The 24669-nt window shown below is 69.9% G+C and carries 24 protein-coding genes and 1 pseudogene; 14 read left to right on the forward strand and 11 right to left on the reverse strand.

Features of this window, described 5'->3' with window-relative positions:
• The first annotated feature begins 7 nt into the window (after nucleotides 1–7).
• Nucleotides 8–904 carry a carbohydrate ABC transporter permease gene (locus tag G4G29_RS02600; protein WP_183151750.1) on the forward strand — a complete coding sequence of 299 codons (897 nt, stop codon included), beginning with the start codon at nucleotides 8–10 and terminating at the stop codon, nucleotides 902–904.
• Here G4G29_RS02600 and G4G29_RS02605 read toward each other — a convergent pair.
• The 3 genes and pseudogenes from G4G29_RS02605 to G4G29_RS02615 all read right to left on the reverse strand — a co-directional run.
• Nucleotides 847–1701 carry a heme ABC transporter ATP-binding protein gene (locus G4G29_RS02605; protein WP_244632646.1) on the reverse strand — a complete coding sequence of 285 codons (855 nt, stop codon included), beginning with the start codon at nucleotides 1699–1701 and terminating at the stop codon, nucleotides 847–849. The two genes, G4G29_RS02600 and G4G29_RS02605, sit on opposite strands and share 58 nt — an antisense overlap.
• On the reverse strand, nucleotides 1698–2771 hold the full coding sequence (locus G4G29_RS02610) for an iron ABC transporter permease (RefSeq protein WP_183151751.1): 1074 nt from the start codon (nucleotides 2769–2771) through the stop codon (nucleotides 1698–1700). The genes G4G29_RS02605 and G4G29_RS02610 overlap by 4 nt, the downstream gene beginning before the upstream one ends.
• Before the next feature lie 145 nt (nucleotides 2772–2916).
• Nucleotides 2917–3876: pseudogene (locus tag G4G29_RS02615) on the reverse strand (ABC transporter substrate-binding protein); the annotation flags it as partial.
• A 161-nt stretch (nucleotides 3877–4037) separates the two neighbouring features.
• On the opposite strand from G4G29_RS02615, the gene G4G29_RS02620 reads away from it, so the two are divergent.
• Together G4G29_RS02620 and G4G29_RS02625 are read left to right on the forward strand one after the other, a co-directional pair.
• Entirely contained in the window at nucleotides 4038–4319 is a 282-nt protein-coding gene (locus tag G4G29_RS02620) for a hypothetical protein (protein WP_183151752.1), read from the forward strand.
• Complete coding sequence (locus tag G4G29_RS02625; RefSeq protein WP_244632647.1) at nucleotides 4319–7891, forward strand: HtaA domain-containing protein; 3573 nt, start codon at nucleotides 4319–4321, stop codon at nucleotides 7889–7891. The genes G4G29_RS02620 and G4G29_RS02625 overlap by 1 nt, the downstream gene beginning before the upstream one ends.
• A gap of 76 nt (nucleotides 7892–7967) precedes the next feature.
• Here G4G29_RS02625 and G4G29_RS02630 read toward each other — a convergent pair whose 3' ends face one another.
• A complete protein-coding gene (locus G4G29_RS02630) occupies nucleotides 7968–9845 on the reverse strand; it encodes a right-handed parallel beta-helix repeat-containing protein (RefSeq protein ID WP_183151754.1) in 1878 nt (625 codons plus the stop codon).
• 215 nt (nucleotides 9846–10060) lie between these two features.
• Here G4G29_RS02630 and G4G29_RS02635 point away from each other — a divergent pair, with 215 nt between their 5' ends.
• The 10 genes from G4G29_RS02635 (at nucleotide 10061) to G4G29_RS02680 (ending at nucleotide 16511) form a co-directional block, all read left to right on the forward strand.
• Nucleotides 10061–10720 (forward strand): SGNH/GDSL hydrolase family protein, encoded by a 660-nt coding sequence (locus G4G29_RS02635; protein ID WP_183151755.1) that lies wholly within the window; start codon nucleotides 10061–10063, stop codon nucleotides 10718–10720.
• Nucleotides 10696–11106: an SGNH/GDSL hydrolase family protein gene (locus G4G29_RS02640; RefSeq protein ID WP_345941143.1), complete on the forward strand. Its 411-nt coding sequence runs from the start codon at nucleotides 10696–10698 to the stop codon at nucleotides 11104–11106. Before G4G29_RS02635 ends, G4G29_RS02640 begins: the two co-directional genes overlap by 25 nt.
• Nucleotides 11107–11359: 253 nt before the next feature.
• The gene (locus G4G29_RS02645; RefSeq protein WP_210274227.1) at nucleotides 11360–11911 is read left to right on the forward strand and encodes a hypothetical protein; all 552 of its coding nucleotides are present in this window, start codon (nucleotides 11360–11362) and stop codon (nucleotides 11909–11911) included.
• A complete protein-coding gene (locus G4G29_RS02650; protein ID WP_183151758.1) occupies nucleotides 11908–12168 on the forward strand; it encodes a hypothetical protein in 261 nt (86 codons plus the stop codon). The genes G4G29_RS02645 and G4G29_RS02650 overlap by 4 nt, the downstream gene beginning before the upstream one ends.
• A 401-nt stretch (nucleotides 12169–12569) precedes the next feature.
• Nucleotides 12570–12776 (forward strand): hypothetical protein, encoded by a 207-nt coding sequence (locus tag G4G29_RS02655; RefSeq protein ID WP_183151759.1) that lies wholly within the window; start codon nucleotides 12570–12572, stop codon nucleotides 12774–12776.
• Between the two features lie 113 nt (nucleotides 12777–12889).
• Nucleotides 12890–13747, forward strand: a complete 858-nt coding sequence (locus G4G29_RS02660; protein ID WP_183151760.1) for an NAD(P)-dependent oxidoreductase — start codon at nucleotides 12890–12892, stop codon at nucleotides 13745–13747.
• Nucleotides 13748–13750: 3 nt separating this feature from the next.
• The gene (locus tag G4G29_RS02665; protein ID WP_183151761.1) at nucleotides 13751–14179 is read left to right on the forward strand and encodes a hypothetical protein; all 429 of its coding nucleotides are present in this window, start codon (nucleotides 13751–13753) and stop codon (nucleotides 14177–14179) included.
• A complete protein-coding gene (locus tag G4G29_RS02670; RefSeq protein ID WP_183151762.1) occupies nucleotides 14173–14898 on the forward strand; it encodes an enolase C-terminal domain-like protein in 726 nt (241 codons plus the stop codon). Before G4G29_RS02665 ends, G4G29_RS02670 begins: the two co-directional genes overlap by 7 nt.
• A complete protein-coding gene (locus G4G29_RS02675; RefSeq protein ID WP_210274228.1) occupies nucleotides 14892–15116 on the forward strand; it encodes a hypothetical protein in 225 nt (74 codons plus the stop codon). The genes G4G29_RS02670 and G4G29_RS02675 overlap by 7 nt, the downstream gene beginning before the upstream one ends.
• 465 nt (nucleotides 15117–15581) lie before the next feature.
• Nucleotides 15582–16511, forward strand: a complete 930-nt coding sequence (locus G4G29_RS02680) for a hypothetical protein (RefSeq protein WP_210274229.1) — start codon at nucleotides 15582–15584, stop codon at nucleotides 16509–16511.
• Nucleotides 16512–16515: 4 nt separating this feature from the next.
• On the opposite strand, the gene G4G29_RS02685 is transcribed toward G4G29_RS02680, so the two are convergent.
• The 5 genes from G4G29_RS02685 to G4G29_RS02710 form a co-directional block, all read right to left on the reverse strand.
• Nucleotides 16516–16764, reverse strand: coding sequence for a substrate-binding domain-containing protein (locus tag G4G29_RS02685; protein ID WP_183151765.1), 249 nt, complete (start codon nucleotides 16762–16764; stop codon nucleotides 16516–16518).
• On the reverse strand, nucleotides 16722–17267 hold the full coding sequence (locus tag G4G29_RS21115; RefSeq protein WP_274601257.1) for a substrate-binding domain-containing protein: 546 nt from the start codon (nucleotides 17265–17267) through the stop codon (nucleotides 16722–16724). The genes G4G29_RS02685 and G4G29_RS21115 overlap by 43 nt, the downstream gene beginning before the upstream one ends.
• 311 nt (nucleotides 17268–17578) lie before the next feature.
• Nucleotides 17579–18514, reverse strand: coding sequence for a carbohydrate ABC transporter permease (locus tag G4G29_RS02700; protein ID WP_183151768.1), 936 nt, complete (start codon nucleotides 18512–18514; stop codon nucleotides 17579–17581).
• A complete protein-coding gene (locus tag G4G29_RS02705; protein ID WP_183151769.1) occupies nucleotides 18511–19488 on the reverse strand; it encodes a sugar ABC transporter permease in 978 nt (325 codons plus the stop codon). The genes G4G29_RS02700 and G4G29_RS02705 overlap by 4 nt, the downstream gene beginning before the upstream one ends.
• A gap of 59 nt (nucleotides 19489–19547) precedes the next feature.
• Nucleotides 19548–20906, reverse strand: a complete 1359-nt coding sequence (locus G4G29_RS02710; RefSeq protein ID WP_183151770.1) for an extracellular solute-binding protein — start codon at nucleotides 20904–20906, stop codon at nucleotides 19548–19550.
• 198 nt (nucleotides 20907–21104) lie between these two features.
• Here G4G29_RS02710 and G4G29_RS02715 point away from each other — a divergent pair, with 198 nt between their 5' ends.
• Nucleotides 21105–22925 (forward strand): glycosyl hydrolase family 28-related protein, encoded by a 1821-nt coding sequence (locus G4G29_RS02715; RefSeq protein ID WP_183151771.1) that lies wholly within the window; start codon nucleotides 21105–21107, stop codon nucleotides 22923–22925.
• Nucleotides 22926–22976: 51 nt separating this feature from the next.
• On the opposite strand, the gene G4G29_RS02720 is transcribed toward G4G29_RS02715, so the two are convergent.
• Together G4G29_RS02720 and G4G29_RS02725 are read right to left on the reverse strand one after the other, a co-directional pair.
• Nucleotides 22977–23831, reverse strand: a complete 855-nt coding sequence (locus tag G4G29_RS02720; RefSeq protein ID WP_183151772.1) for a fumarylacetoacetate hydrolase family protein — start codon at nucleotides 23829–23831, stop codon at nucleotides 22977–22979.
• Between the two features lie 34 nt (nucleotides 23832–23865).
• Nucleotides 23866–24654, reverse strand: coding sequence for an IclR family transcriptional regulator (locus G4G29_RS02725; protein ID WP_183151773.1), 789 nt, complete (start codon nucleotides 24652–24654; stop codon nucleotides 23866–23868).
• Nucleotides 24655–24669 lie beyond the last annotated feature (15 nt).

Here is a 24669-nt window from a genome sequence, read left to right on the forward strand (position 1 = left end):
GTCTGACATGGCATTCGTCACCGTCGCACCACCGGCATCCCTCGCGGGCGGCGCCAATCGTGTGCAGTCCACGACCGAGGATCTCGCCGTCGGGTCCCGTCGCCGCGGCGGCGTGATCGTCGGCCACGTCATCCTGGTGCTGCTCGCGCTCTTCAGCATCTTCCCGGTGTACTGGATGTTCGCGACCGCGCTGCGTGCCCCGGAGAACGCGCTCGACCAGACGCTCCTGCCGTGGCCGTTGAGCTTCGAGAACTTCGCCTACGTGTGGGACACGATCCCGATCGGCGGGATGCTGCTGAACACGTTCGGGATGTCGCTCGTGCTCGCGGTCGCGCAGCTGCTCATCGCGGTGCTCGCGGCCTACGGCTTCGCCGTGTGGGACTTCGCGGGCAAGAAGGTGCTGATGTTCCTCTTCATCGGCTCGTGGCTCGTGCCCTTCCAGGTGACGATGATCCCGAACTACGTGCTGGTCTCGCAGCTCGGGCTCCTCGGCACGATCGGCGGTGTCGTGGTGCCGCAGCTGGCCGGCGCCTTCGCCGTGCTCCTGATGGTGCAGCACATGCGGGCCTTCCCCCGGGAACTGCTCGAGGCGTCGCAGTTGGACGGTCGTTCGAGCTGGGCGACGCTGTGGGCGGTCGTCATCCCCAACATGAAGCCGGCGCTCGCGGCGCTCGGCATCATGGCGTTCATCTCGGCCTGGAACGAGTACCTCTGGCCATCGCTCATCATGCGGCAGGGCGACGCCCTGATCCAGGTGGGCGTGCGCAGCTTCCTGACGGCCGAGGGCGACAACTGGGGTGCGACGATGGCCGCGGCGGGACTCGCCTGCATCCCGGTGCTGCTGATCTACATCTTCCTGCAGCGGTACGTGGTCGACGCGTTCGTGCGCTCGGGCCTGAAGTAGGAGGTCCCCGTCGGTCGCCCGTCGTCAGCGGCGGGCGACCACCAGCGGTACTCCGGTTGCCGGGTGGGGAACACGTCGACCGCCTGGCCGTAGACCTGCTCGATCCGCGCGGCCGTGAGCACCTCGGCTGCGGTGCCCGTGGCAGCCACGCGGCCGTCGGCGAGCAGCGTGACCCGGTCGGCGTGGGCGAGCGCGGCGTTGAGGTCGTGCAGCACGATGGCCACTGCGACCCCGGCGTCCGCCCGCCCGCGGATCAGCCGCATGACGTCTTCGTGGTGCTTGAGGTCGAGTGCCGCTGTGGGTTCGTCCAGCAGCAGGATGCCGGTGCTCTGGGCGATCACGCGGGCAAGGGTGACACGGGCGCGCTCTCCGCCGGACAGGGAGGGGACGGCGCGAGCCTCGAGCGGCGTGACCTCGGTCTGCGCCATCGCGGACGCCACCCGCACGTCGTCGTAGTCCGCGGCCGGAGTGCGTGCCCAGGGCGTGCGCCCCATGCGCACGACCTGCTCGGCCGTGAACGGGAACGTGACGGTGTTCTCCTGCAGGAGCACAGCGCGCTCGCGGGCGAGCAGACGGGGCCGGATGCTGTCGATCGGCCGCTCGTCGAGGACGACCGTCCCGGCGTGCGAATTGACGTCGCCGGCGAGCACCCCGAACAGGGTCGACTTGCCTGCGCCGTTCGGACCCACCAGCGCGTGGACCTCTCCCGCATGGATCTCGATCGACGCGTCGTCGAGGATCGTCCGCCCTTCCCCGACCCGCACGGTGAGCCCCGTCCCCCGGAGCCGGACGGTCACGCCCATCCTCCCGAGCGGCGGCGGGTGCGCACCAGCAGCCAGAGGAAGAACGGGCCACCGACGAGCGAGGTGATCATCCCGATCGGCAGATCGGCCAGCGGCACGGCCGTGCGGGCGACGAGGTCGGCCACGGCGATGAGCAGTGCACCGCCGAGCGCGGAGGAGATCACGAGCGGCAGATGCGCCGGCCCGATCATCATGCGCATCAGGTGCGGCACCACGAGACCCGCGAAGCCGATGATCCCGGCGAACGCGACCGCCGCGCACACCAGCAGCGCGACCGTCACGATGACCACCATCCGCAACAGCTCGACGTTGAGCCCGAGATGACGGGCGGTGCGCTCGCCGAGTGCGAAGAGGTCGAGGCCGGGGGCGACGATCAGGGCGACCACGACACCGATCAGGACGAGAGGCGCGACCAGCTGGATGTTCGACCACAGGGCGCCGTTGAGCGATCCGAGCTGCCAGAACACGATCTGCTCGCGGGTCGACGTGGTGCCGAGGAACGTGAAGAACGCCATGCCTGCGCCGGCGATCGCATTGATCGCGATGCCGGTGAGCAGCAGGGTCACGACCTCGGTGCGGCCGCCCGAGCGGCTGATGAAGTACACCGAGAACACCGCCACCAGCCCACCGAGGAACGCGAAGGCCGGTGTGGTCCACATGCCGAAGGTCGCGAGTCCGAACGTGATGCTCGCCGCCGCGCCGAGGGCCGCGCCGGAAGAGACCCCGACGACGCCCGCATCCGCGAGCGGGTTGCCGAAGATCGCCTGCATGAGCACGCCCGAGACGGCGAGAGCGGCGCCGACGAGGAGTCCGAGCACGATCCGCGGCATCCGCAGGCTGAAGATCACGCCGTAATCGGTGGATGCCGCCGGGGCCCACGCCGTGTCGATCCCGATGCCGCGCAGCAGCACGCCGATCAGCGAGGTGGGCGACAGGTCGTACTGCCCGCTGGTGATCGAGACGACGCACGTGAGCACGAGCGCGACGACCAGGCCGCCCGTCACGACGGCGAACCGTGCGCCGCGGTGTTTCGTCGGCGTCGGAGTGATGACCTCCCCGGTCACGTCGCGGGCTCGGGGGCGTAGAGGGCGCGGGGGCCAGGGCGCCGATCACGTCGGCGGTGCGCGGCCCGAAGCTGAGGATCTCGCTGTCGGCCATGTCGATCACGCGACGGTTCGCGCCGGCCGGCGTCTGGGCGACCGCGGGGATCCGCTCGATGAGGCCCTCGATGCCGCCGACGGATTCGAGCCCATCGGTCATCATCACGAGCACGTCCGGCTGCGCGGCGACCAGTGCTTCCGCGGTCATCGGCTTCATGCCCTCCCAGCCGATCTCGGCGGCGACGTCGACCCCGCCGACCGCGTCGATCAGGGAGTCCGCCCCGGAGTCCTCTCCGAAGATGTAGTACACGTTGGCGCTGCCGCGCACGTAGAGGAGGAGCATCCGTGCACGGTCGTCGGTGTCTGCGGGCACGACCTCGGCGATCTCGGCGAGGGTCTCCTCGACCGCGGTGTCGAGCCGTGCGATGAGTGCTTCTCCGCGGCTGGGCACGCCGAGGGCGGCCGCGATCTCGGTCACCAGCTCGTCCGTGGTGTCGAGGCGGCGGTCGCTGGAGATCACGACGACCGCGATGCCGGCGTCGCGGAGCTGCTGGCGCACCTCTTTGGGGCCGATCGTGGTGTCGGTCAGGATCACGCTGGGCGCCAGCTCGAGGATCGCCTCGGCGTTGAGCGTGTGCCCGGTCTTGGTGACGACGGGAAGGTCCTCGGTGCCGGGGAAGCTCGTCGAGGAGTCGCGGCCGACGACCCGGTCACCGAGGCCGAGGGCGAACACGGTCGACGCGATCGTGCCGGAGATGTCGATGGGGAGGATGCGGTCGACGGCGGTGATCTCGATGTCGCGGCCCTCGCTGTCGGTCACCGAGACGGGCAGGGCGGGAGGGGTGTCATCGTCGACCGCGACGATCGCGGGGCTTGGGAGGCACGCGGTCGAGGGGCCCTCGTGTCCCCGGATGTCGTCGATCAGATCGAGCGAGGCGAGGGGCGTGGTCGCCTGCGGGCAGGTGTCCTCCGCGACGGCGAGAGGCGCGGCGGTCGGTCCCGGCCCCGCGCACGCGGTGAGTCCGACGGCGACAGCGGCAGCGAGGAAGACGGCAAGAACGCGGCGCATTAGGCAAGGCTATCCTAAAACTTGACTCGCGCCGATCCACCCCCCTACGCTCAGGATGGCGGCTTGCTTAGCCAAGCCTAACCAACATTCCCTTGTCGCCCGACCGCAGTGCGGCACCGTCGGCACGCGTCTCTTCTGCGTGCCCGGAGCCGTGGAGAATCGTGAACGCCACAGCCACAGCATCCTCAGGGAGCACCCGCATACGCGTGCTGCTCGCTGCCTTCGTCTCGTTCCTTCTGGTCGCCGCCGGTGCGGTGATCGTGCCGCCCGCACACGCTGCCGCCGCTTCCGTCACGGCTGCGATCGCGTCGGCCGGCTCCTCCGGCATCAGTGTGCAGGTGCAGGCCGACGGTCTTCCCGAGGTCGAGGGCGCATATGCGGCGCTGATCGTGAAGGGGACCGAGAGCGGTCTCAGCGGGAGCGGGGATACGCCGCATTCGTGATGCCGACGGTCGCCGGCGGAGCGAGCACGTTCACGCTCGACGCTCCGGCCGGGTCGCTGGATCGCACGAAGTCGTACGAGGTGCTCGTGTGGCAGAAGCACTCCAACCCGACCGAGACCACGATCTACGGCCGTGGGGACGTCGCCGTCTCGGCTGCGCAGTGGGACGCCGTGTTCGGACCCGTGCCCACGGACCCCGGCACCGACCCGGGTACGGATCCCGGAACGGACCCGGGTACGGACCCCGGCACCGACCCGGGTACGGATCCCGGAACGGACCCGGGTACGGATCCCGGTACCGACCCGGGAACAGACCCCGGCGAGACGCCGTACTCCCCGGCGATCGAGGTCTTCCTGGCCGACGGCACGACCCCCGCGAAGGGCAAGGCGCTCGTCGCCGGCGACGAGATCGTCGTGAAGGGCTCCGGCTATGACCCCGCGGCCAACGTCGGAGGCCGTGGCGTCCCGATCCCGAAGGATCTGCCCCAGGGTACGTACGTGGTGTTCGGCAACTTCGCCTCGACGTGGCAGCCGTCCGCCGGTGCGGCCTCGTCGACCCGGTCGGTCGGAGCGCAGGTCTGGGCACTGTCCGAGGGAGTGTTGGACCAGGTGCCCGCGCAGTACCAGGGTGCGATCCGCGCGCAGTGGGTCGACATCGCCGCTGACGGCACCTTCCGGGCGACCCTGACGGTGAAGGACACGGCGGCGACCCCCGGTTCCTACGGCGTCTACACCTACGGGGCAGGCGGAGTATCCAACGCCGCCCAGGAGAAGAGCGTCGCCCTCGATTACACGGCCGCACCGAAGATCACTGTCGCCTCGGCGCTTTCGGCCGCCCCCGCGGGCATCACTGCGACCGTGACGGGTGCGAACTTCGGCTCGGCGACCGGCGTCTACGCCGCACTCATCGAGGCCGGAACCGAGGCGGAGGTCACCGCCGGCGGCGGATTCCTCGCGATGCAGTACGTGCGCGGGATCGAGGATGGCGCGTTCACGGTCGACCTCACCGCCGCGGCCGACAAGCTCGACCGCACGAAGTCGTACGAGGTGATCGTGTGGAAGCAGCACACGATGCCGAACGCCGACACCATCCATGCCCGCGGGGCCGTCGCGATCAGCGACGCCGACTGGGCGGCGCTGACGCCCCCGTCGTTCTCGCCGGCGATCGAGGTGTTCCTGGCCGACGGTGTGACTCCTGCGGGGACGACGGCCCTCAGAGCGGGCGACAATGTCGTCGTGAAGGGGTCGGGATATGACCCGGCGGCGAATGTCGGAGGTCGCGGGGTGCCGATCCCGAAGGACCTTCCGCAGGGCACGTATGTGGTGTTCGGCAACTTCGCGTCGGTGTGGCAGCCCTCGGCAGGGGCGGCATCGTCGGCTCGTTCGGTCGGTGCACAGGCATGGGCGCTCGCGGAGGGCGTGCTGGATCAGGTGCCCGCGCAGTATCAGGGCGCGATCCGTGCGCAGTGGGTCGACATCGCCGAGGACGGCACGTTCGAGGCGACTCTGACACTGAAGGACACCGCGGCCACGCCCGGCTCCTACGGTGTGTACACGTACGGCGCCGGTGGCGTGACCAACGCGGACCAGGAGCAGAGCGTCACCCTGAATTACGGCGTCGGCGCTGCGCTCACCACGACCGTGAAGACGGCCACGGCGAAGGACGGTCTGACCGTGACCGCGGCGGCGACCGACCTCGGCGCGATCACGGGCGCGTACGTCGCGCTGATCGAGGCCGGCACCGAGGCGGACGTGACCGCGGGAGGCGGCTTCCTCGACATGAAGTACGCCACCGGCATCACGTTCGGCACCCTCGCGGTCGACCTCACGACCGCGGCGAAGAACCTCGACCGCACGACGTCTTACGAGGTGATCGTGTGGAAGCAGCACACCATGCCCACCGCCGACACGATCTACGCGCGCTCGACCGTGACGATCACGCCGGCGCAGTGGGATGCTCTGCTCGACGTGAAGGAGCCGGAGAAGCCCACGACGCCCACAAAGCCGACGACCCCGCCGGCGAGCGTTCCGGGCGGTTCTCTCCGCTGGGCGATCTCCTCGGATTTCACCAGCTACGTCACGGGCGGCATCGCCCAGGGGTCCATCGCGGTCTCGGACGGCGCGACGCGCTCGGGTGGGCAGTTCCAGTTCGGCCAGACCGTGGGCGGCGACTTCGATCGGAAGAGCGGACTTGGCAGCGTCAACTACCGCGGATCGGTGCGCTTCACCGGGCACCACGGAGTGCTCGACGTCACCGTGTCGAACCCGCAGGTCCGCATCACCTCGTCCACCGCGGCGACGCTGTATGTGACGAGCGGCGGCACGCAGGTGGCCTTCGCGACGCTCGACCTCTCGCGGGCGGCGCGCATCGCGGCAGGCGGCGCCGTGACCTACACGGCGGCCCCCGCGGCGCTGACGGCTGCCGGACGGGATCGGATCCTCTCCGGGTACTCGACCGACCTCAACCCGGTCACGTTCACGATCGGCTCCGTCGCGGCTGCACCCTCCGGGACGACGGGCACCGTGGCTGCGGCCGCCGTGAAGGCGAAGACGACCCTGCCCGCCACGCCGCCGACGTCGGACGGGATCCTCGTCGACGAGGAGAACCTCGCAGCTCTCGAGTCGGGGAAGCCGGCGACCATCACGGCGTCCGGATTCCAGCCGAACGAAGAGGGCATCAAGGTGGTCGTCTACTCGACGCCCGTGCTCCTCGACACCGTGAGCGCGGATGCCGCAGGCGTCGCCACCTGGTCGGGCACCCTGCCCGCCAGCCTCGAGGACGGCGCGCACACGCTCACCCTGCAGGGCTCGGTCGACCGGGGGCTGGCGTTCACACTCGCTCGTGCGAAGAGCGTGATCGGGGCGTGCACGGTCGAGGGCGCCACCCTCAAGTGGGGGTACAAGGAGTCGTTCCGCACGTACATCGAGGGCATCGCGAAGGGCGGCTGGACGCTGACCGATGTCGAGTACCAGTACCCCGACTACGTGTGGGCGAGCGGCACCGGGGCGTTCGACGACGAGACCATGACCGGCGCAGTCACCTATGGCGGCAGCATCACATTCACAGGCCATGACGGCGCACTGAACACGACGCTCGCGAACGCACGGCTCGAGCTCGCCGGAGACACGGGGTACCTCGTCTTCGACGTGACCGGCACCACGCAGGGTGGCGAGAGCGTCGACCAGAAGGGCGTCCGTCTCGCGGAGTTCGCCCTCGGGGACGCCGCGGTCGTCGACGGGGTGCTGTCGCTCGACGCGATCCCTTCGACGTTGACCGAGGCGGGGGCAGCCGCGTTCGGCACCTACGCCGCGGGAGAGTCGCTCGACCCGGTCACGGCTGTGATCCCGGTGGACACCGAGTGCGGTGTCGCGGTGGAGGAGGAGCCGGAAGCCGATTCCGACGCCACGGCGGCGGTGACCACGGCGACCGAGCCTGCCGCGACCGAGGAGGCGCCGGTGTGGCCGTGGATCGTGGGTGGCCTCGTGGTCGTGGCGCTGGCGGCGACCGGAGGGATCCTGATCGCCCGCCGCAACCGCAGCGCCGAGACGGCCGAGACGACGACCGAGGTCTGAGTCCCGCGAATGACCGAACCGCCCTCTCCCTCGCGAACAGGGGGAGGGCGGTCCTTCGTTCCGGGCGTCGCGGGGGTCAGGCGCCGGGCACGTGCAGGACGGTCGTGTTCTGCAGGTTCGGTCCGCGCCATACGGCAGCGCGAGGCGGCGACTGGTGATCCGCGATCGTGGCGCGTATGACGAGGCCGTTCTTGAGGTTTTCGAGTCCGAAGTGGGCGCTCGGCTGATCCGAGCGCGGGTTGGCGGCGGTGACGGTGATCGCGGTCTTCGCTGCCGTCGCGTTGGTGGCGGCACCGAGGTACACACCGAACCGCGGTGCGTCTTCGATGGTGTTGTCGCTGATGGCGATGTTGCGGTGCACTCGCGAGACTCCCGGCGTGTACGAGGCGGTGAAGTGCTGGAGCATGATGGCGGCCGACGAAGAAGGCCATGGGACGAGGGTCTGGTCGAGGCAGATCCGGCGGATCACGTTCCCCGTCACGACGAGGTTCTCCGAACCGATCGGACCTTCTCCGTAGGCCGTGTCATTCGCGATCCAGATGCCCCAGTTCGTCAGGTCGCTGAGCCGGTTGCCCGAGATCACGCCGTTGCTGGCCTTCATGCGCACGCCGAGGCCGCGCGTCTCCTCGATCGTGTTGTCGGTGATGGTGAAGCCGGATGCGGAGTAGGAGCGGTTGAAGACGTGATCGCCGACGGCGGCGCCGGGCACGACGCTCGCCACGGTGACCACCAGCGGCGTCGCCGCACGCGGGTCGCCCTGCACGGCCGTGACGGTCGCGGTGCCGCGTACGGTGCCGTCCGACGACCGCACGATCTGCAGCGTATCGCCGACGGCGACCTCCGCTGAGCCCCCGGCCAGGTGCAGTGCGGTGCCCCCTGCGCTCAGCGCATCGAGTGCGCGCAGCTGCGAGTACACGTTCATGCCGTCGTCGTGAAGCCGGGCGAAGCGGTTGCCCGTCACGGTAGGACCGCGGCGTCCGCCGTGGTGGTGGTATCCGTCCGCGTTCGTGCTGATCCACCGGTCGGACCCGGCACGCACGTCCACCGTCGAGCGGCGCAGTACGGTCGCTTCGGAGTTGTTCGAGATCACGGCGGCACCGGGCGCCGCGTGGATCACGAGGTCCTCGAGGGTCGTGTCGACCGACTGGTGCAGGGCGATGCCGTTGCGGTCGCCGCGGTAACCGGTGGCGAAGCCGTCTCCGACCGCGATGTCGGCGAGGCGGCCACGGTGGGCCGGGTCTACCGTGAACGTCCACCGGCCGTCCGCATCCGGCGCGGCGGGGTACGAGACGGCGAAGGTGGACTGCACGCCGCGTTTGAACAGCCCGGTCGCCGCATCGTGGAGCGTGCCGTAGCCCGCGCCGCCGAACAGGGCGCGATCGGCGAGCGAGGGGAAGCCGGGGAGGAGCTCGAGCTGGAAGGTGGCCGTGTCGGGGTCGACCGCACGGATGACACCCTGTGTGAACGGCGGCGTCTCGTAGTCGAGGGTGATGCCGCTGACGGAGACCCTCGTGGAACGAGTGATCGCGATGCCGCCCTTGTGCGGGTCGAGCAGAAGGATCTCGGTGCGGTCCCCGACGAGGGCGATGCGCGCGGTCTCGGTGAGCTCGATGGCGTACCAGGACGGCGTGCCGTCGTCACCGACCCGATAGGTCCCTGGAGCGAACAGCACGCGCGCGGTGTTCTTGGCTGCAGCGGCCGTCCATGCCGCGGCATCGGCGATCGTCTGCCGGATCGCCGGACCGCTGTCCGGCTGGCCGGGAACGGCGCCGCGGCTTGACACGGGGAAGTCCTTGCGGAACGGTGCGCCGCCGGCGGCGGCGACGGGACCGACGGCTCCGGCTGATCCTGCCACGGCTGCCGTGGCCGGTGCGGCGAGGGCGGCGCCTCCGGCTCCGACGGCGGTGCCGACGAGCAGGGTGCGACGCGTGATCGTGGGGTGCGGATCGGACATGAATTGCCTCCTTGCAAATTCAAATAACCGGAACGTAGCACCAATAATTCGAATATGCGAGACTGAACGTGGAAAGGATCCCATGACCACACTGCCTTCCGCCCTCCCTGCACCCGATCCGGCCGAGGTGAGGTTCGTCGTGGGCGAGCCCGCCGAGCTGCCTCCCCTTATCCGCCGACGTGTGGTCGGGGCGATACGTCCCGCGCGGAATCCTGGTGCCGTTCCGGGGGCAGGTCGGCACGCCGGCGCCGTATGCGCTCGACACGGCCTCGCTGGTCGTGCGTCGCGGCGGCGCGCTGTTGCGCGAGGGGACGGATTACGTGGTCGACGCCGTCTACGGCACACTCTGCCTGCTGGAGGGTGAGGCGTCGCCACTGCGGGTGACCCTCGACTACCGCTACACACTGCTGCGCCTGGACAGCGTCGTGGTCGATGCCGTCACGGGCGAGCGGCACCTGCGACGCGGCGTCTCGCACCTGACGAACCCGCACCCGCCGCTGGCAGCTGCCGGTGAGGTGGTCGAGGCGCACGTCCTGGTCGACGACCGCGCGGAGGAGCCGGCGATCTACCCGCGGAGGGGTGACGCGACCACCGACGACGCGGTCTTCCGCGGGCGGCTTCCGGAGGCCGCGCGACGCCTCGCCAGCGGCGAACACCTGCGCGTGCTGTTCCTCGGCGACTCGATCACCGAGGGCGGGGACGCCTCTACCGACGAGGACGCGTTCCGCGCGGTCGCCGCACGCCTCCTGCGCACACGTCACCCTGGCATCGAGGTGCACGTGGCGGCGACCGGGGATCGCGCTCGGTGCAGTGGCTCGGCGCCGACGACCCGACCTGCGATTGGAGGAGGGTGGAAGCGGCGGCCCCGCACGTGACGGTGGTGGAGTTCTTCAACGACGCCTACCTCGATCCCGCGGACTGGGCGCCCGCCTACGACGAGTTGGTGTCGCGGCTGACGTCGCTGGGCAGCGAGGTCGTGCTCCTCACGCCCACCTTCGCGATGCGCGCCGCCATGAACGGTTCGGCGGAGCGGGACGACGGACGGCCGTACGTCCACTTCCTCCGCGACCACGCCCAGCGCGCCGGTCTCCCGCTGATCGATGTGTCGGCGCGCTGGGAGCGGCTGCGCGACGAGGGTCTGCCGTATTGGACGCTGCTCGCCAACGGCATCAACCACCCGGACGACCGTGGTCACCGGTTGACGGGCGGGGTAGTCGCCCGCGCGCTGGAGGGCATGCTCGAGGCCCGGGCGGACGCATGAGCGCGGACGGGACGATTCTCGTCGCGATCGGCGACTCGCTGACGGAGAACGGCACGTGGCCGGAGGCACTGTGCGCACAGGCGGGATGGTCGCTGCACAACGCCGGGCGGTCGGGCCAGACCTCCACCGAGGTCGCGTTGCGTGTGGGCGCCAGGGCGATGGACCTCGTCGAGGGGAGACCTCGGCGAGTGGGACGATCTCGGTCCGGCCCGATCCGCTGCCCGGGCCGGTGCGCGAGCACGTCCAGGCGGACATGGACGACATCCGGATGCGGGGCGCGCTCGACGGACGGGCCGGCCTGCTCGTGCACCCGGTGAGCGCCGCAGCGGCGGACGGGTGGACCTTCCGGCCGGACTCCCCCGCCGACCCCGCGCCAGGCGTCCGCCGACGCTTCCGCGCCGATCCGCTGCCGATCCCGCCCGGCGCCGTCGCGGTCGTGTGGTGCGGTCGCAACAACCCTGGGCCGGAGGTCGCGGAGGACATCGATGCGATCGTCGCCGGTGCCGCGTCCGCCTCGTGCGTCCTGGTGCTCGGCGTGACGGCTGCCGCCGACGAGCCGACCGGATCCCCGGCGAGCGAGGTGATCACGGCACTGAACGCGGAGCTCGCCCGTCGCCACCGCGAACGCTTCGTCGACGTGCAGGCCACCCTCCTCGCGGCTGCGCCGTCCGCGGACGGCGTTCCCGTTGCACGACTGCGGTCGGACGATGTGCATCTGAGTCCCGAGGGCGATGCGGTGGTGGCGGACGCGATCCGTGCGCGGCTGGTCGCGCTGGACCGGTGGCCGCGGTCGAGCGGGTCGTGAGACGCGAGGAGATCGCCTGGCGAGGGCTGCGCGCGCTGCGGTATGCGGCCGGCGGTGCCGAGGTCGTCGTCGTCCCGGAGCGCGGCGGCAAGATCGCGTCGATCCGTGACGACTCCGGTCGGGAGTGGTTGACGCAGGGGGACGGACGGCCGCCGGAGGACCCCGACACCCCTTCGACAGTGCGGAGATGTGCGGGTGGGACGAGTGCGTGCCGACGATCGACGCGTCGACGACGTCGCGCGGAGGGTGGCCGCTGATCACGGCGACGTGTGGAATCGGCCGTGGCGGGAGGCTGCGCCCGATCGCCTTGTGGTCGACGTGCCATCGGTGGACGTCGTGTTCGAGCGCGCGGTGGCGGTCTCGGACGGGGGTGTGGTCACTCTGACGTACCGGGTCACGGCCGGGCCCGACGGTGCGGCGGTGCTGTGGGCTGCGCACCCGCTGCTGCGCATCGGTCCGCAGGATCGCCTCGTGGTCGATGCGACGACGCCGTTATGGGCCGTGTCCGCGGAGGGCGCGGGCGGGAGCAGTGCGACGCAGACGTCTCACTCCACGCGGATCGGGGAACGGGGGAGTCGGCCAAGTACTACACGGATCCGGCCGAGCGCCCGCGCTGGGCGCGGCTCGAGCGACCGGACGGCGGTGGTCTGCACGTGTCGTGGGAGGGGCGGCGATCCGGACCCTGGGGATCTGGATCGACCGGGCCGGTTATGCGACGGAGGACGTCGTCGCCTTCGAACCGGCGACCGGTTGGTACGACTCCCTGGAACGCGCCGAGCGGAATGGACAGGTGCTGCGTCTGGCCGCGCGCGAGCGCGCGGAGTGGTCCGTCTCCCTCGCGCCGCTGCTGCCGACACGCCGCTGAGTCATCGTTTGCTCATGATCCTTGGAGCGCTCGCGTTTTGTTTGCTACGGTGATGAGCAACCGGTGAACCATACCGGAGGACAGAGGTCGAAGATGACGAACACCCCCGGAGCGTGCTGGTCACGGGCGCGGACGGACGGATCGGCCGCGCCACCGTGGCGCGGTTGCGCGAGGAGGGCTGGCGCGTGGTCGCGCTGGCTCCGCGTTTCCGCACCCTGACCGCCGCCGATGCGGAGCTGCGCGTGGGCGACGCCACGAGCGAGGCAGACGTCGCCGCGGCTCTCGAGGGCGTGGATGCGGTCGTTCACCTCGCCGCCGTTCCGCACTGGGATCACGGCACACCGCGTGAGGTGTACACCACCAACGTGGTGTCGACGTTCACGGTCCTCGTGCAGGCCGCGCAGCAGGGCATCCGCCGCGCGGTGATCGCCAGCAGCATCCAGGCATCGGGGGTGCCGGGCAACCACCACGATGTGCTGCCCGCCTACTACCCGATCGACGAATCGCTCCCGACCGTGCACGACGAGTGGTACTCGCTGTCGAAGTACTCCGACGAGCTGACCGCGCGCATGGTCGCCAGCCACTGGGGCATGTCGATCGTGGCGCTGCGCTTCCCCTGGACGGACGAGGCGGACGCCCTGCGCGTCGTCGGGGAGGAGTGGACGCGCGATCCGGTTCAGGGCGTCAAGCTCGGCTGGTCCTACCTCGACGTGCGGGATGCCGCCGTCGCCGTCTCGCGCAGCCTGGAGGCCGACGTCGACGGCGCTCTCGTCGTGCAGTTGGCCGCGCCTCGGACGCTCGTTCCCTTCGACACCGAGGAGCTGCTCGACCGGTTCGCACCCGGCGTTCCGCGGGAACGCCGCTTCCCCGGGCGCACGGTGCCGGTGAGCACCGAACGCGCCGAGCACCTGCTGGGCTTCGTGGCGGCGCACGAGATCGATCCGGTTCCCGTCTCCGAGACGGCGGGCTGAGCGGTGCGGATCACGTCGGTCGAGACCTTCGTGCTCGGCGATCGGCGTCTGTTGGTGCGCATCGGCACCGATTCAGACCTCGTCGGCTGGGGCGAGGCGACCCTCGAGACCTGGGTCGGACCGGTCGCCGCGGTCGTGCGCCAGATGGCGGACTACCTCGTCGGGGAGGACCCGCGCCGCATCACCGCGCACTGGCAGGTGCTGTCCCGCGGCGGCTTCTATCGCGGCGGTCCCGTTATGGCGTCGGCCGTCTCCGGCATCGACCAGGCCCTGTGGGATCTGGCCGGCAAGCGGTTCGGCGTCCCCGTGCACGAGCTCGTCGGCGGCGCTGTGCGCACGCACGTACGGCTCTATCGGCATGCGAACGTGGACGGGCGCATCGGCGACCCGTCGCCGCCCGCGCACTCGCCGATGACGGATACACGATGGTGAAGGTGGCGCCGACGGAACCGGTGCGCTTCATCGACAGCGAGCAGACCATGCGGCGCCTCGTCGCCGAGCTCGAGGAACTACGCGCGGCGGTCGGCGACGCCGTGGACATCGCCGTCGACCTGCACGGCCGGTTCTCGGTGCCGCAGTCGCGACGATTCCTCGATAGGACGGAGCATCTCGGACTCGCCTTCGTCGAAGAGCCTCTCCGTCCGGAGCACTCCGCCCTGATCGGCGACCTCGTTCGCAGCACTTCGACCCCCATCGCCACCGGGGAGCGCCTGTACTCGCGCGCGGAGTTCGAGCCCGTGTTCCGCGCCGGCATCGCCATCGCGCAACCCGACGTCTCGCACGCCGGCGGCATCTCCGAGGTGCTGCGCATCGGTGCGACGGCGGAGGTGCACGACGTGCAGCTCGCACCGCACTGCCCGCTCGGGCTCGTCGCCTTCGCCGCCTGCGTGCAGGTGGACGCCGCACTGCCCAACACCGCCGTGCAGGAGTCGATGATCGACTTCGCCGGGCTCCTCGACGACGACGAGCACGCCTACGTCTTCAACCGCGGCGACTGGATGCCGGTGGACGGTTATCTCCGCGTGCCGACAGGACCGGGACTCGGGCTCGAGATCGACGAGGAGCTGGTGCGGGCGCGAGCGACGGAGGTCGCACCGTCCGTCGGACTGTGGTGGAGTGATCCGCGGGACGGGAGCTACGTCGAATGGTGAGCAGCATCGAGGAGCAGGCGGCGCGGGAGCTGACGGTACCGGTATCGGACGACGGCGGTGCCGCGCTGCGGTCCGCGATCGACGAGGCGATCGCGTGGACCGCGGCAGGCGCGGAACGGTCGGCCCGCGTCGTGCTCGCGCCGGGGTGCACCGCATCGCCCCCGCCGATCCCACCGCGGAGGACGCGACCCTGGTCATCGCCGACGCCGAACGCGTGAGCATCGACGGACGCGGGTCCGAGCTGCTGTTCCTCGACCCGCATCGCGGCGGCTTCGACGTGCGACGCTCCCGCGCGGTCACGTTGCGGGGATTCACGGTCGACTACGCGGAGCCGTCCTTCACGCAGGGCTCGATCCGCGCCGTGGACTACCACGCCGGCTCCTTCCGCTTCATGCCCGAGCACGGTTACCCCGACTTCACCGACCGCGTGCTGTTCACCGGCTCCGGCTACGGCACGCTGCGTGACGCCCGCGACGGAGCGCTCAAGACCGGTGTCCGACAGACGTTCATGATCTCCTACGAGACCAGTCCTGGCGCCGACGGCTCCTTCCTCATCACGGTCGAGCCGAGCGACCGGGCGTGGATGACCGACATCGAGGAGGGGGGACGGTTTCGTCGTCGGCCACCGCGGCGACCGGCACGGCATCCGCATCGACGAGTGCGACGGCGTCACCCTCCGCGAGGTGACCGTGCACGCCGCTCCCTGCGCCGCCGTGTTGGCGCACGAGTCGTCCGCCCTGCTCCTCGAGCGCCTGACGGTCGCACGGCGGCCGGGGTCGTCGCGCTGGATCAGCACCAACGCCGACGCCGTGCACTGTCAGGGCGGGCGGCGCGGCCCGCAGATCGTCGGCTGCCGGTTCGAGGGCATGCACGACGACGGCATCAACCTCTACGTCCACGCGATGCGGGTCGTCGAGCCCCGCGACTCCCGGACGATCGTGGTGGACGGCGCAGCCCCGATCGAGACCGGCGACGTGCTGCAGTTCGTCGATGCGGACTCCGGCGCCGTGCTCGCCGAGACGAAAGTCGAAGCGGTCGGCGAAGGCGCCCAGCGCGCGGTGCAGGTGGCCGAGGAGCTCCCAGATGCCGTCACGGCCGGCACAGCCGTCTACAACCGCTCCAACGCCCTGCCCGGCTTCCGCATCGACTCCTGCCGGTTCCACGACTTCCGCGGCATCGGCGTGCGCCTCAAGGCCAGCGCGGGCATCATCGCGGACAGCCGCTTCGAAGGGCTCTCCGGCTGCGGACTCTGGATCGCCAACGACCCCGGCTGGTCGGAGGGCCCGCTTGGATCGCGCGACGTCGAGGTCGTCGGCAACCGCTTCGTCGGGACCCCCGGCGACACGTCGCTGCAGGCCTGGCCGCACTCCGCTGCCACCGTCATGATCGAGCTGTTCTCGGGTGACGACGGACCCGCCGCGGCGCGGGCTCACGAGCGCATCGTGCTCCGCGACAATGACATCCAGCAGACGGCGCGGTCGGCCGTCTTCGTGGGAGGGGCGTCCGACGTCGTGATCGACGACCTGCGCGTTCAGGAGCGGGCGGGGGTGTCGTGGCTCGCGACGCGCGGCGCCGACCTGCGCGTCACCGGGATCAGTGGCGACATCCGCTGAGGGACTAGACGAAGGGGAGCTGCTGACCGTCCGGAGCATTGCGTGCCCCGGACGAGTACCCCAGGACGAGTTCGCACGGCACGTGACGCACATTCTCCTCTGTCGGCTGCTCGTTGATCATGCGCACCAGCAGGTCGCTCGCCGCGACGCCCACGTCGACGAGGCGCGGGTCGACGGTGGTGAGGTAGCGCGCCTCCGAGTCGGAGTACTTCACCCAGTTGTCGTGCCCGACGAGGGCCACGTCCTCGGGCACGCGCACCCCTGCGCGACGAAGTACCGTGCGGCACCGAGGGCGATGAGGTCGTTGCCGCACACGATGCCGTCGATGGACGGATCGGCGCGATGCAGCCGCTCTGCGGCTCGGTACCCCCACGCTCCGGACCAGTCGCCGAACTCCCGCAGCGCGTCGGTCACGGGGACACCCGCCTCGGAGAGCACGGCGTCGGCACCGGCCATACGGTTCGCCACCGCATCCGAGGCGCGGTGCGCGGTGATGTACCCGATCCGGCGGCGCCCCTGCGCGAGCAGGTGCTCGGCGGCGAGGCGTCCGGCCATCCGATCGTCCGGGACGACGACCTCGTCGGTCTCGGTGTCGGTGATCCCGTGCGCGTAGACGACGGGGACGTCGAAATCGGCTGTGACCGATCGCAGCGGCACCTCGTTCCCGTCGCCGACGACGATGACGCCGTCGACGTGGCGCGCGGGAGCTTGCGGATGTTCTCCGCTCTGGCCGCGCCCTCGCGCCCGTCGTCGTATGTCATGGCGGCCACGTCGTGCCGGCTCAGCTCGCTGGCGATGCCGGCGATCACGGGCATGGAGAAGATGCCGGTGGAGTTCTCGGTCAGCAGTCCGACAGTGAAGCTGCGTCCGAGGGCGAAGTACTGGGCGAGCGCGTTCGGTCGGAAGTCCAGCCGCTGTGCCGCCTCGAGGATCGCCTCCCTCGTCGACGGTGAGACGCGGCCTCCGCCGTTCAGCACTCGGGAGACGATCGACGTCGACACCCCGGCCACGGCGGCCACGTCTTTGAGGGTCACGCCCTTCTTACCCATGTCGGCCTTCCGTCGTCGTCATCCCTTGATTCCACCAGACATGCTGACACCTTTCAGGATCTGCCGCTGGAAGACGAGGAACACGGCGATCGGGATGAGCAGGCCGAGCAGCATCGCGGACATCTGCAGACTGAGGTCCGTCTTGCCGGCGATCCGGGCGAGGGCGACGGAGATCGGCTGCAGCTCGCTGCTGGGCAGCACGAGCATCGGCCAGAGGAAGTCCTTCCACGAGTTGAGGATCGTGAGCACGGCGATCACGCCGAGGATCGACTTCGAGAACGGCAGCACGATGACGAAGAACATGCGGAACGGGCCGACGCCGTCGACGCGCGCGGCCTCGATGATCTCGCGAGGGATCTCGTCGAAGAAGCGCGTGACCACCAGCACGGCGAACGCGTTCGCTGCGGCCGGCAGCCACACCGCCCAGTAGGTGTCGACGATGGACCCGCCGACGATCGGAAGGTCGACGACGGTGAGGTACAACGGCACCAGCGAGATCACGCCGGGCACGAACAGCGTCACGAGGATCGCGCCGGAGAGGATCGGTGCCCACCGCGGACGCAGGATGCTGATGACGTAGGCGAGGGACGCGGTGACCAGCACGGTCGCCACGGTGGAGCCGAGCGCCATGACGGCGGTGTTGGTCAGGTAGCGGCCGACCTGGATCTGCTCCCACGCGGCGGCGAGGTTGCCCCACTGCACGCCGCTCGGGAACCAGGCGAACGGTTGGCTGATCGTGTCCTGCGTCGTCGACAGTGCTGCTTTGGCGAGCCAGAGGATCGGGCCGACGCCCGCGATGGCCAAGAACGCGAAGAATGCGATCTGGAGGGTCGTCATCGTGGCGCGGACGCTGGGCCTGCGACGGTCCGCGTCGGAGATCGCTGAGCGCTCCGCGGCCTCCTGGTCGCGGCGCCGTCGCGGGGGAGTGACGGTGACGAGTCGGGTGTCGGTCATGACTTGCTCCACTTCCGGGTCGCGAGCAGGTAGCAGACGGAGACGACCGCGAGTGCGAGGGCGAGGAGGAACGACAGGGCGGTGGCCGCGCCGTAGTCGCCGTATTGGAAGGCGTAGCTGTAGATCAGCATCAGCACGGTCACGGTGGCGTTGTCCGGTCCGCCGCCGGTGAAGACGTACGGCTCGGTGAACACCTGCAGTGTGCCGATCAACTGGAGCAGGACGAGGGCCAGGATCACGCCGCGCAGCTGCGGGAGGGTGACGTGCCAGATCCGTCGCCAGATGCCGCCGCCGTCGATCTCGACGGCCTCGTAGAGCTCCGGCTTCACGGACGTGATCGCGGCGAGATAGATGATGGCCGTGCCCCCGGCGGTGGCCCAGATCACTTCGAGCACGATCGACGGCATGGCCGTCGCGCTGGAGTTGAGCCAGGGGAAGGGGCCGAGGCCCACCGCGCCGAGGATCTCGTTGAACAGGCCGGACGGTGAGGGGTCGTAGAAGTACTTCCAGAGCAGGATCGCCACGATCGGCGGTATGACGACGGGGAGGTAGGCGAGTGTGTTGAACAGTGCCCTGCTGCGGCGGAGCTCGGCCATGTACACCGCGAGGACGAGCGGTGCGGGGAAGCCGAACACCATTCCCAGCACGGCGAAGTAGACGGTGTTGGCCACGGCCTGCGGCAGCACCGGATCGCTGAGCACGTAGGTGAAGTTGGTCAGCCCCACCCAGGTGGCGTCGTCGATGAGGTTCGTGCGCTGGAACCCCATGATCGCGCCGGAGACGATCGGTCCCCACGAGAAGTAGGCGAAGGCGAGGATGCCGGGCACGGCGAACAGCACGGGCACGAGCCCGCCGCGGCGATACCAGCGCACCACCGATGGGCGTCGGCGTGGAAGAGCGCCTCGCGGTGCGGGTGCCGGGGCGCTCGAGGCCGGGGCGTCCGGTGCGAGGGTGGAACTCGACGTGGGGGACATGACTGCTTCTTCCGTAGAGGTGGGTGGCGCGGGGGTTGGGCGCCGCCGACCGGGACCGCTTATCGGGCGAGCTTGGCGTTGACCGCGTCCTGGGCCGCGACGAGCAGCGCAGGGATGTCCTGGTCCGGCTCGTTCAGCACCTTCTGCAGCACCGTGTCGAGCTCGCCGTACACCTGCTGGGGCTGGCTGGTCGGCTCCGGTACAAGCTCCTGGTCGTCCATGACCTCGCTGTATCCGCGGAACTGCTCGACGGGGACGTTGTAGTACTCGCTCACCCAGGCGTCGTACTCCGCGCGGATCGCCGGGTCGAGCGGCGAGAGGCCGGGTACGCCGATCAGACTGCCGGCCTCGACGTTCTTCTTGACGGTCTCCACGGCCACCTCCTCGTCGGTGTAGGCGCGGAAGTTGTTGAATTCGATCCAGCGCAGACCCGCCTCGATCTCGGCTGTGGTGGCGCGCGGGTTGAAGACCTCGACCGCACCGCCCAGCAGCGTGCGCTGGGTGCCGTCGTGCTCTGGGATGGCCGTGAAGCCGTAGTCGTCGGGGTTCATGCCGAACTGCTGCACGGCGGCGGGGAAGTGCTGCGAGACACTGAGGAACATGCCGACCTTGCCCGCCGCGAAGTCCTGGATGAGGTCGTTGAAGCCGTAGAGGAACTTGCTTCCCATCGACTGGTCTTCCCAGCGCATGTCGTTCACGAGGTCGAGGTAGTCCACCATGCCGGGGTCGTCCAGGGTCGCCTCGGTGCCGTCGTCGTTCGCGAGGGTCGCGCCGAAGCTGTAGGCGCCGGCGGTCGTCATCCATCCGCCGACGTGCTCGATCGAGTAGGTCGAGTATCCGGCGACCCCCGAGGCGTCGGAGATCTTCTTCGCGTACTCACGGACCTCGTCCCAGGTGGTGGGGCCCTGGTCGGGATCGAGACCCGCCGCCTCGAAGAGGGCGCGGTTGTAGGCGAGTCCCACCGAGTAGACGTCCAGCGGCACGCCGTAGAGACGATCATCGCCGTCGGTCACGACCTCCATCACCGTCGGGTTGAGGGTGTCCGCGAAACCGACGGAGTCGAGCGCGTCGGTGATGTCGGCGATCTGGCCGTTGCGCATCAGGGTGGCGGGTTCCGTGAAGGGGACGCCGAGGAGGGTCGGCATCGTGCCGCCGGCCACCATCGCCTGGAAACCCGTCGCATCCCACTTGCTCTCGCTGAGCTCGATGGTGATGTCGGGGTTCTCCTTCTCGAAGGCGGCGACCTGGTCCTCGACGAGGGCGCGCAGTTCGGGCTGGTCTGCTCCGGGGACGTCGCCGATGCTGATCGTGACGGGGCCGGACTGCTCGGGCTCGGCGGCGGTCCCACATCCGGCGAGGGCGAGTCCGAGGACGGTGGTGCCGGCGAGGGCGGACACCAGAAGTCGTCTGGATTTCATCGTTGAAGCTCCTGTCGGGTTCACCGGTTGATCAACCGGTTGTTCACTTACCTTCAACCACGCGACATCCCCGTGTCAAGTGCGGAGGGGGACGCGTGGCCATCTTGTTCTCTTCTGTTGCGCAACCGTTGACCCATGTGATGCACTGTCCGTGGTCGTGGCGGAGTGCCAAGACCACCTCAGCGTGGAGGAGCGGACATGTCCGAGATCAATCGTCGTGCATTCCTGGTCGGCACGGCCGGAGTGCTGGCCGGAGCGGCGGCGGGGGGCCTTGCCGACGGTGGCGAACGCCGCCGTCCCCCGCCGTCGACCACCCATCACATCTTCGCGGTCGACGACTACGGTGCCGCTCCGGGAGGCGCGGCGGACAGCGCCCCGGCCATCCGACTCGCGATCGCGGCGGCAGCGGCATGGAGCGCCTCCGCGTCGACGCGCACCGCCTCGGTCGTGTTCTCCTCGGCCACCTACCGCATCGATCGTGCGTCCACTGCGTCCTGGTACGCGCTGGAACTCGACGGGATCGTTCGCGTCGCGCTGTACGGCGCATCGACGACCCTGCTCGTTACGACGCCGTATGCCGGCGCGCTGAGCATCTCGCGCTCCAGCGCCGTGCGCGTCGACGGGCTCACGATCGACTACGCCACGGTGCCGTTCGCGCAGGGGACGATCACGGCCGTGAACTCGACCGCCGGGACGATCGACGTGCAGCTGCTCGGCGGCTACCCAAGCCTGGGCGACACGGCGCTTTTCCCCGGATCCGGCTACGGCACGATCCGCAACGCCACGACGGGACTGATGAAGCGCGGTGGCCAGATCACGTTCCTGTTCACGGGCATCGCCGCCACCGCCGGCGCATCGACATGGCGGCTCGCCATCGCGGCCGAGCACCGCGGGCGCATGGGCGACCTCGCCATCGGCGACGGGTTCGTCACGGGGTTCCGCGGCAACTGGCACGGTGTCGCGATATACCGTTGCACGGACGTGACCCTCGCGTCGCTCACCCTGTATGCCTCGCCGGGCGCGGCCTTCATCCCGAGCGACTCGGACGGCACGGTCATCCGGGACTGCGTGGTGACCCGCAAGCCGGGGTCGAATCGCTGGATCAGCGCCAACGCCGACGGAGTGCACAACCACGGCGGCCGTGTCGGTCCGCGCATCTTCGGCAACGTGTTCGAGGCCCTGCACGACGACGGCATCAACATCTACAGCTCGTCGCGCACGGCGACGGCGGTGTCCGCAGCGACGGTCGCGCTGGGCGGCGGAGCCATGCAGCTTGCGCCGGGCGACGTGGTGCAGCTGGTCGACACCGCGACGGGGACCGTGCGCGGGGAGACGACCGTGGCGTCGGTGAGCGGCGACAGCCTGTCCGGCGCCCCCGTCAGCGCGACCCTCGTCGCGCTGCCCGCGGGTACGGTCGCCGGGGATCAGATGTTCAACAGGTCGTTCAGTGCGCCGGGCGCCGACGTGCAGTACAACACCTTCCGCGAGCTCCGCGGCCTCGGTGTGCGGCTGCGCACGAGCGGTGCATACGTGCATGCCAACGAGATGTTCGACCTCGCGAACTGGGGCATCTGGGTCGGCAACGACCCTGGCTACCACGAGGGTCCGGTCGGCAGCGTCGGCTCGACGATCGAACGGAACTCGGTCGTGCGCCCGTGCCTCGATCGCACGCTGCTCGGGTGGCCGTCCGCCGCCGCCGGGATCATGATCGAGAACCTGCGCGACGACTACGAGGGCGGCGCGAGCAAGCCGCACAACGGTCACGTGGTGAAGGACAACTACATCGAGGAGCCGCCGCGCTTCGGAGTCTTCGTCGGTGGCGCGCAGAACATCACGGTTAGCGGCAACATCATCGCCTCCACGGCGACCAATCCCCGCACCGGTGCACCCACGGCCATGTTCGGCACCCGCAACTCGCAGTCGGTCACGCTGAGCGCGCTGACGGTGCACGAGTACTCCGCGACGCCCCGCGACATCGTGTGGACGGGGCCGGGCGTCACCGGGTTTGTCCACACCTGAGTCGCGCATCATGGAGGAGGTCGCGACCCGCGCGACCTCCTCTGCGACGGATCAGGCCAGGACGTGCTGACGCTGTTCCCCGAGACGGGTGATCCCCAGGCGGATCTCCTCGCCGCCGCGCAGGTACTGCGGCGGGGTGAAGCCCATGCCCACCCCGGGCGGGGTGCCGGTGTTGATCAGATCCCCCGGCTCGAGGGCGAGGAACTGGCTCAGGTACCGCACGATGAACGCGGGGCTGAAGACCATCTGCGCGGTCGAGCTGTCCTGCTTGCGCTCGCCGTCGACGTCGAGCCACAGGCCGAGGTCGAGCACGTCGCCGACCTCGTCCGGGGTGACCAGGAAGGGCCCGGCGGGGTTGAACGTGGGGCAGGACTTCCCCTTCGACCACTGACCGCCGCGCTCGATCTGGAAGGCGCGTTCGCTCACGTCGTTGACGGTGACGTAGCCGGCGATGCAGGCCTCGGCCTCCTCGTCGCTCTCCAGGTAGCTCGCCCGCTGACCGATGACGACGCCGAGCTCGACCTCCCAGTCGGTCTTCGTCGAGGTGCGCGGGATCTGCACGTCGTCGTTCGGACCGATCAGGGTGTTCGGCGCCTTCGTGAAGAGGATCGGCTCGGCCGGGACGGCCTGCCCTGTCTCCTCGGCGTGGTCGCGGTAGTTGAGGCCGATGCAGAGGATCTGATGCGGACGTGCGAAGGGCGCTCCGAGCCTGCGGTCGCCCAGGAGCTCGACGGATCCGGCCGCGACCCGATCCGCGACGACCGCACGGACCTCGTCGATCCGTCCGGAGGAGAGGAAGTCGCCGTCGATGTCGGTGACGATGTCGGAGATGTCGACGAAACGTCCGTCGCCGACGTCGACGCCCGGACGTTCGCTTCCTGCTTCTCCCACTCTGATGAATCGCATGCTGGTTCGTCTCTCTCCTGGCTGTATCGGACCCCTATGGTCCGACGGGTTGCGGTCGCGTCGGCACGTCGTGCGCCGCGGCGATGGCGTGGATGCGCTCGACGGCCGAGGTGAGCTCGGCGAGCGGGGTGCGGAACGACAGGGCGCTGATCGACAGTGCTCCGGATGGCATCGAGGCCGACTCGAGGAAGACCGGGACGGCGATGCAGTTCACGCCCGGTTCGTTCTCCTGGTCGTCCACCGCATACCCGTCGGCCCGGATGCGTTCCAGGGCGCGGGCGAACGCTGCAGGATCGGTGATCGTGGTCGGCGTGCGAGCCGGCAGCTCCCGGTTCTGCGCCCACTCCAGCGCGGCGGCGGACGTGCCGAGGCTCCAGGCGAGCAGGAGCTTTCCGACTCCGGTGCGATAGGCGGGATTGCGCCCGCCGACCGTGGAGGTCAGCCGCACGGCGCCTTCCAGCGGGTCGCGCTTGGCGCGGTAGACGACGTCGTCGCCGTCGAGCACGGCGTAGTGCGTCGTCTCGCCGAACTCGGCGGTGAGGGCATCGAGCAACGGTTCGAGTCGAGCGCTGTCCGTTCGGCGGTCCTGGTGTTGGAAGGCGAGGCGGAGGAACTCGTCCCCGAGGACGTATCGACCGCGTTCGACCCGCTTCGCCAGCCCCACGCGCGCGAGGGAGGCGAGCGCGCGGTGCACGGTGGGCTTGCTCGCGTGCATGCGTCGAGTGGTCTCGTCGAGCGTGAGTCCCTCGGGTTCCTTCGCCAGCTCCATGAGCACCTTGAGCACCCGCTCGGCCCCGACCGGTCCCTGTTCTGTCTCCGTCATCACTCTCCCTGGTAG

This window comes from Microbacterium sp. Se63.02b, from assembly GCF_014171575.1.
GTDB lineage: Bacteria > Actinomycetota > Actinomycetes > Actinomycetales > Microbacteriaceae > Microbacterium.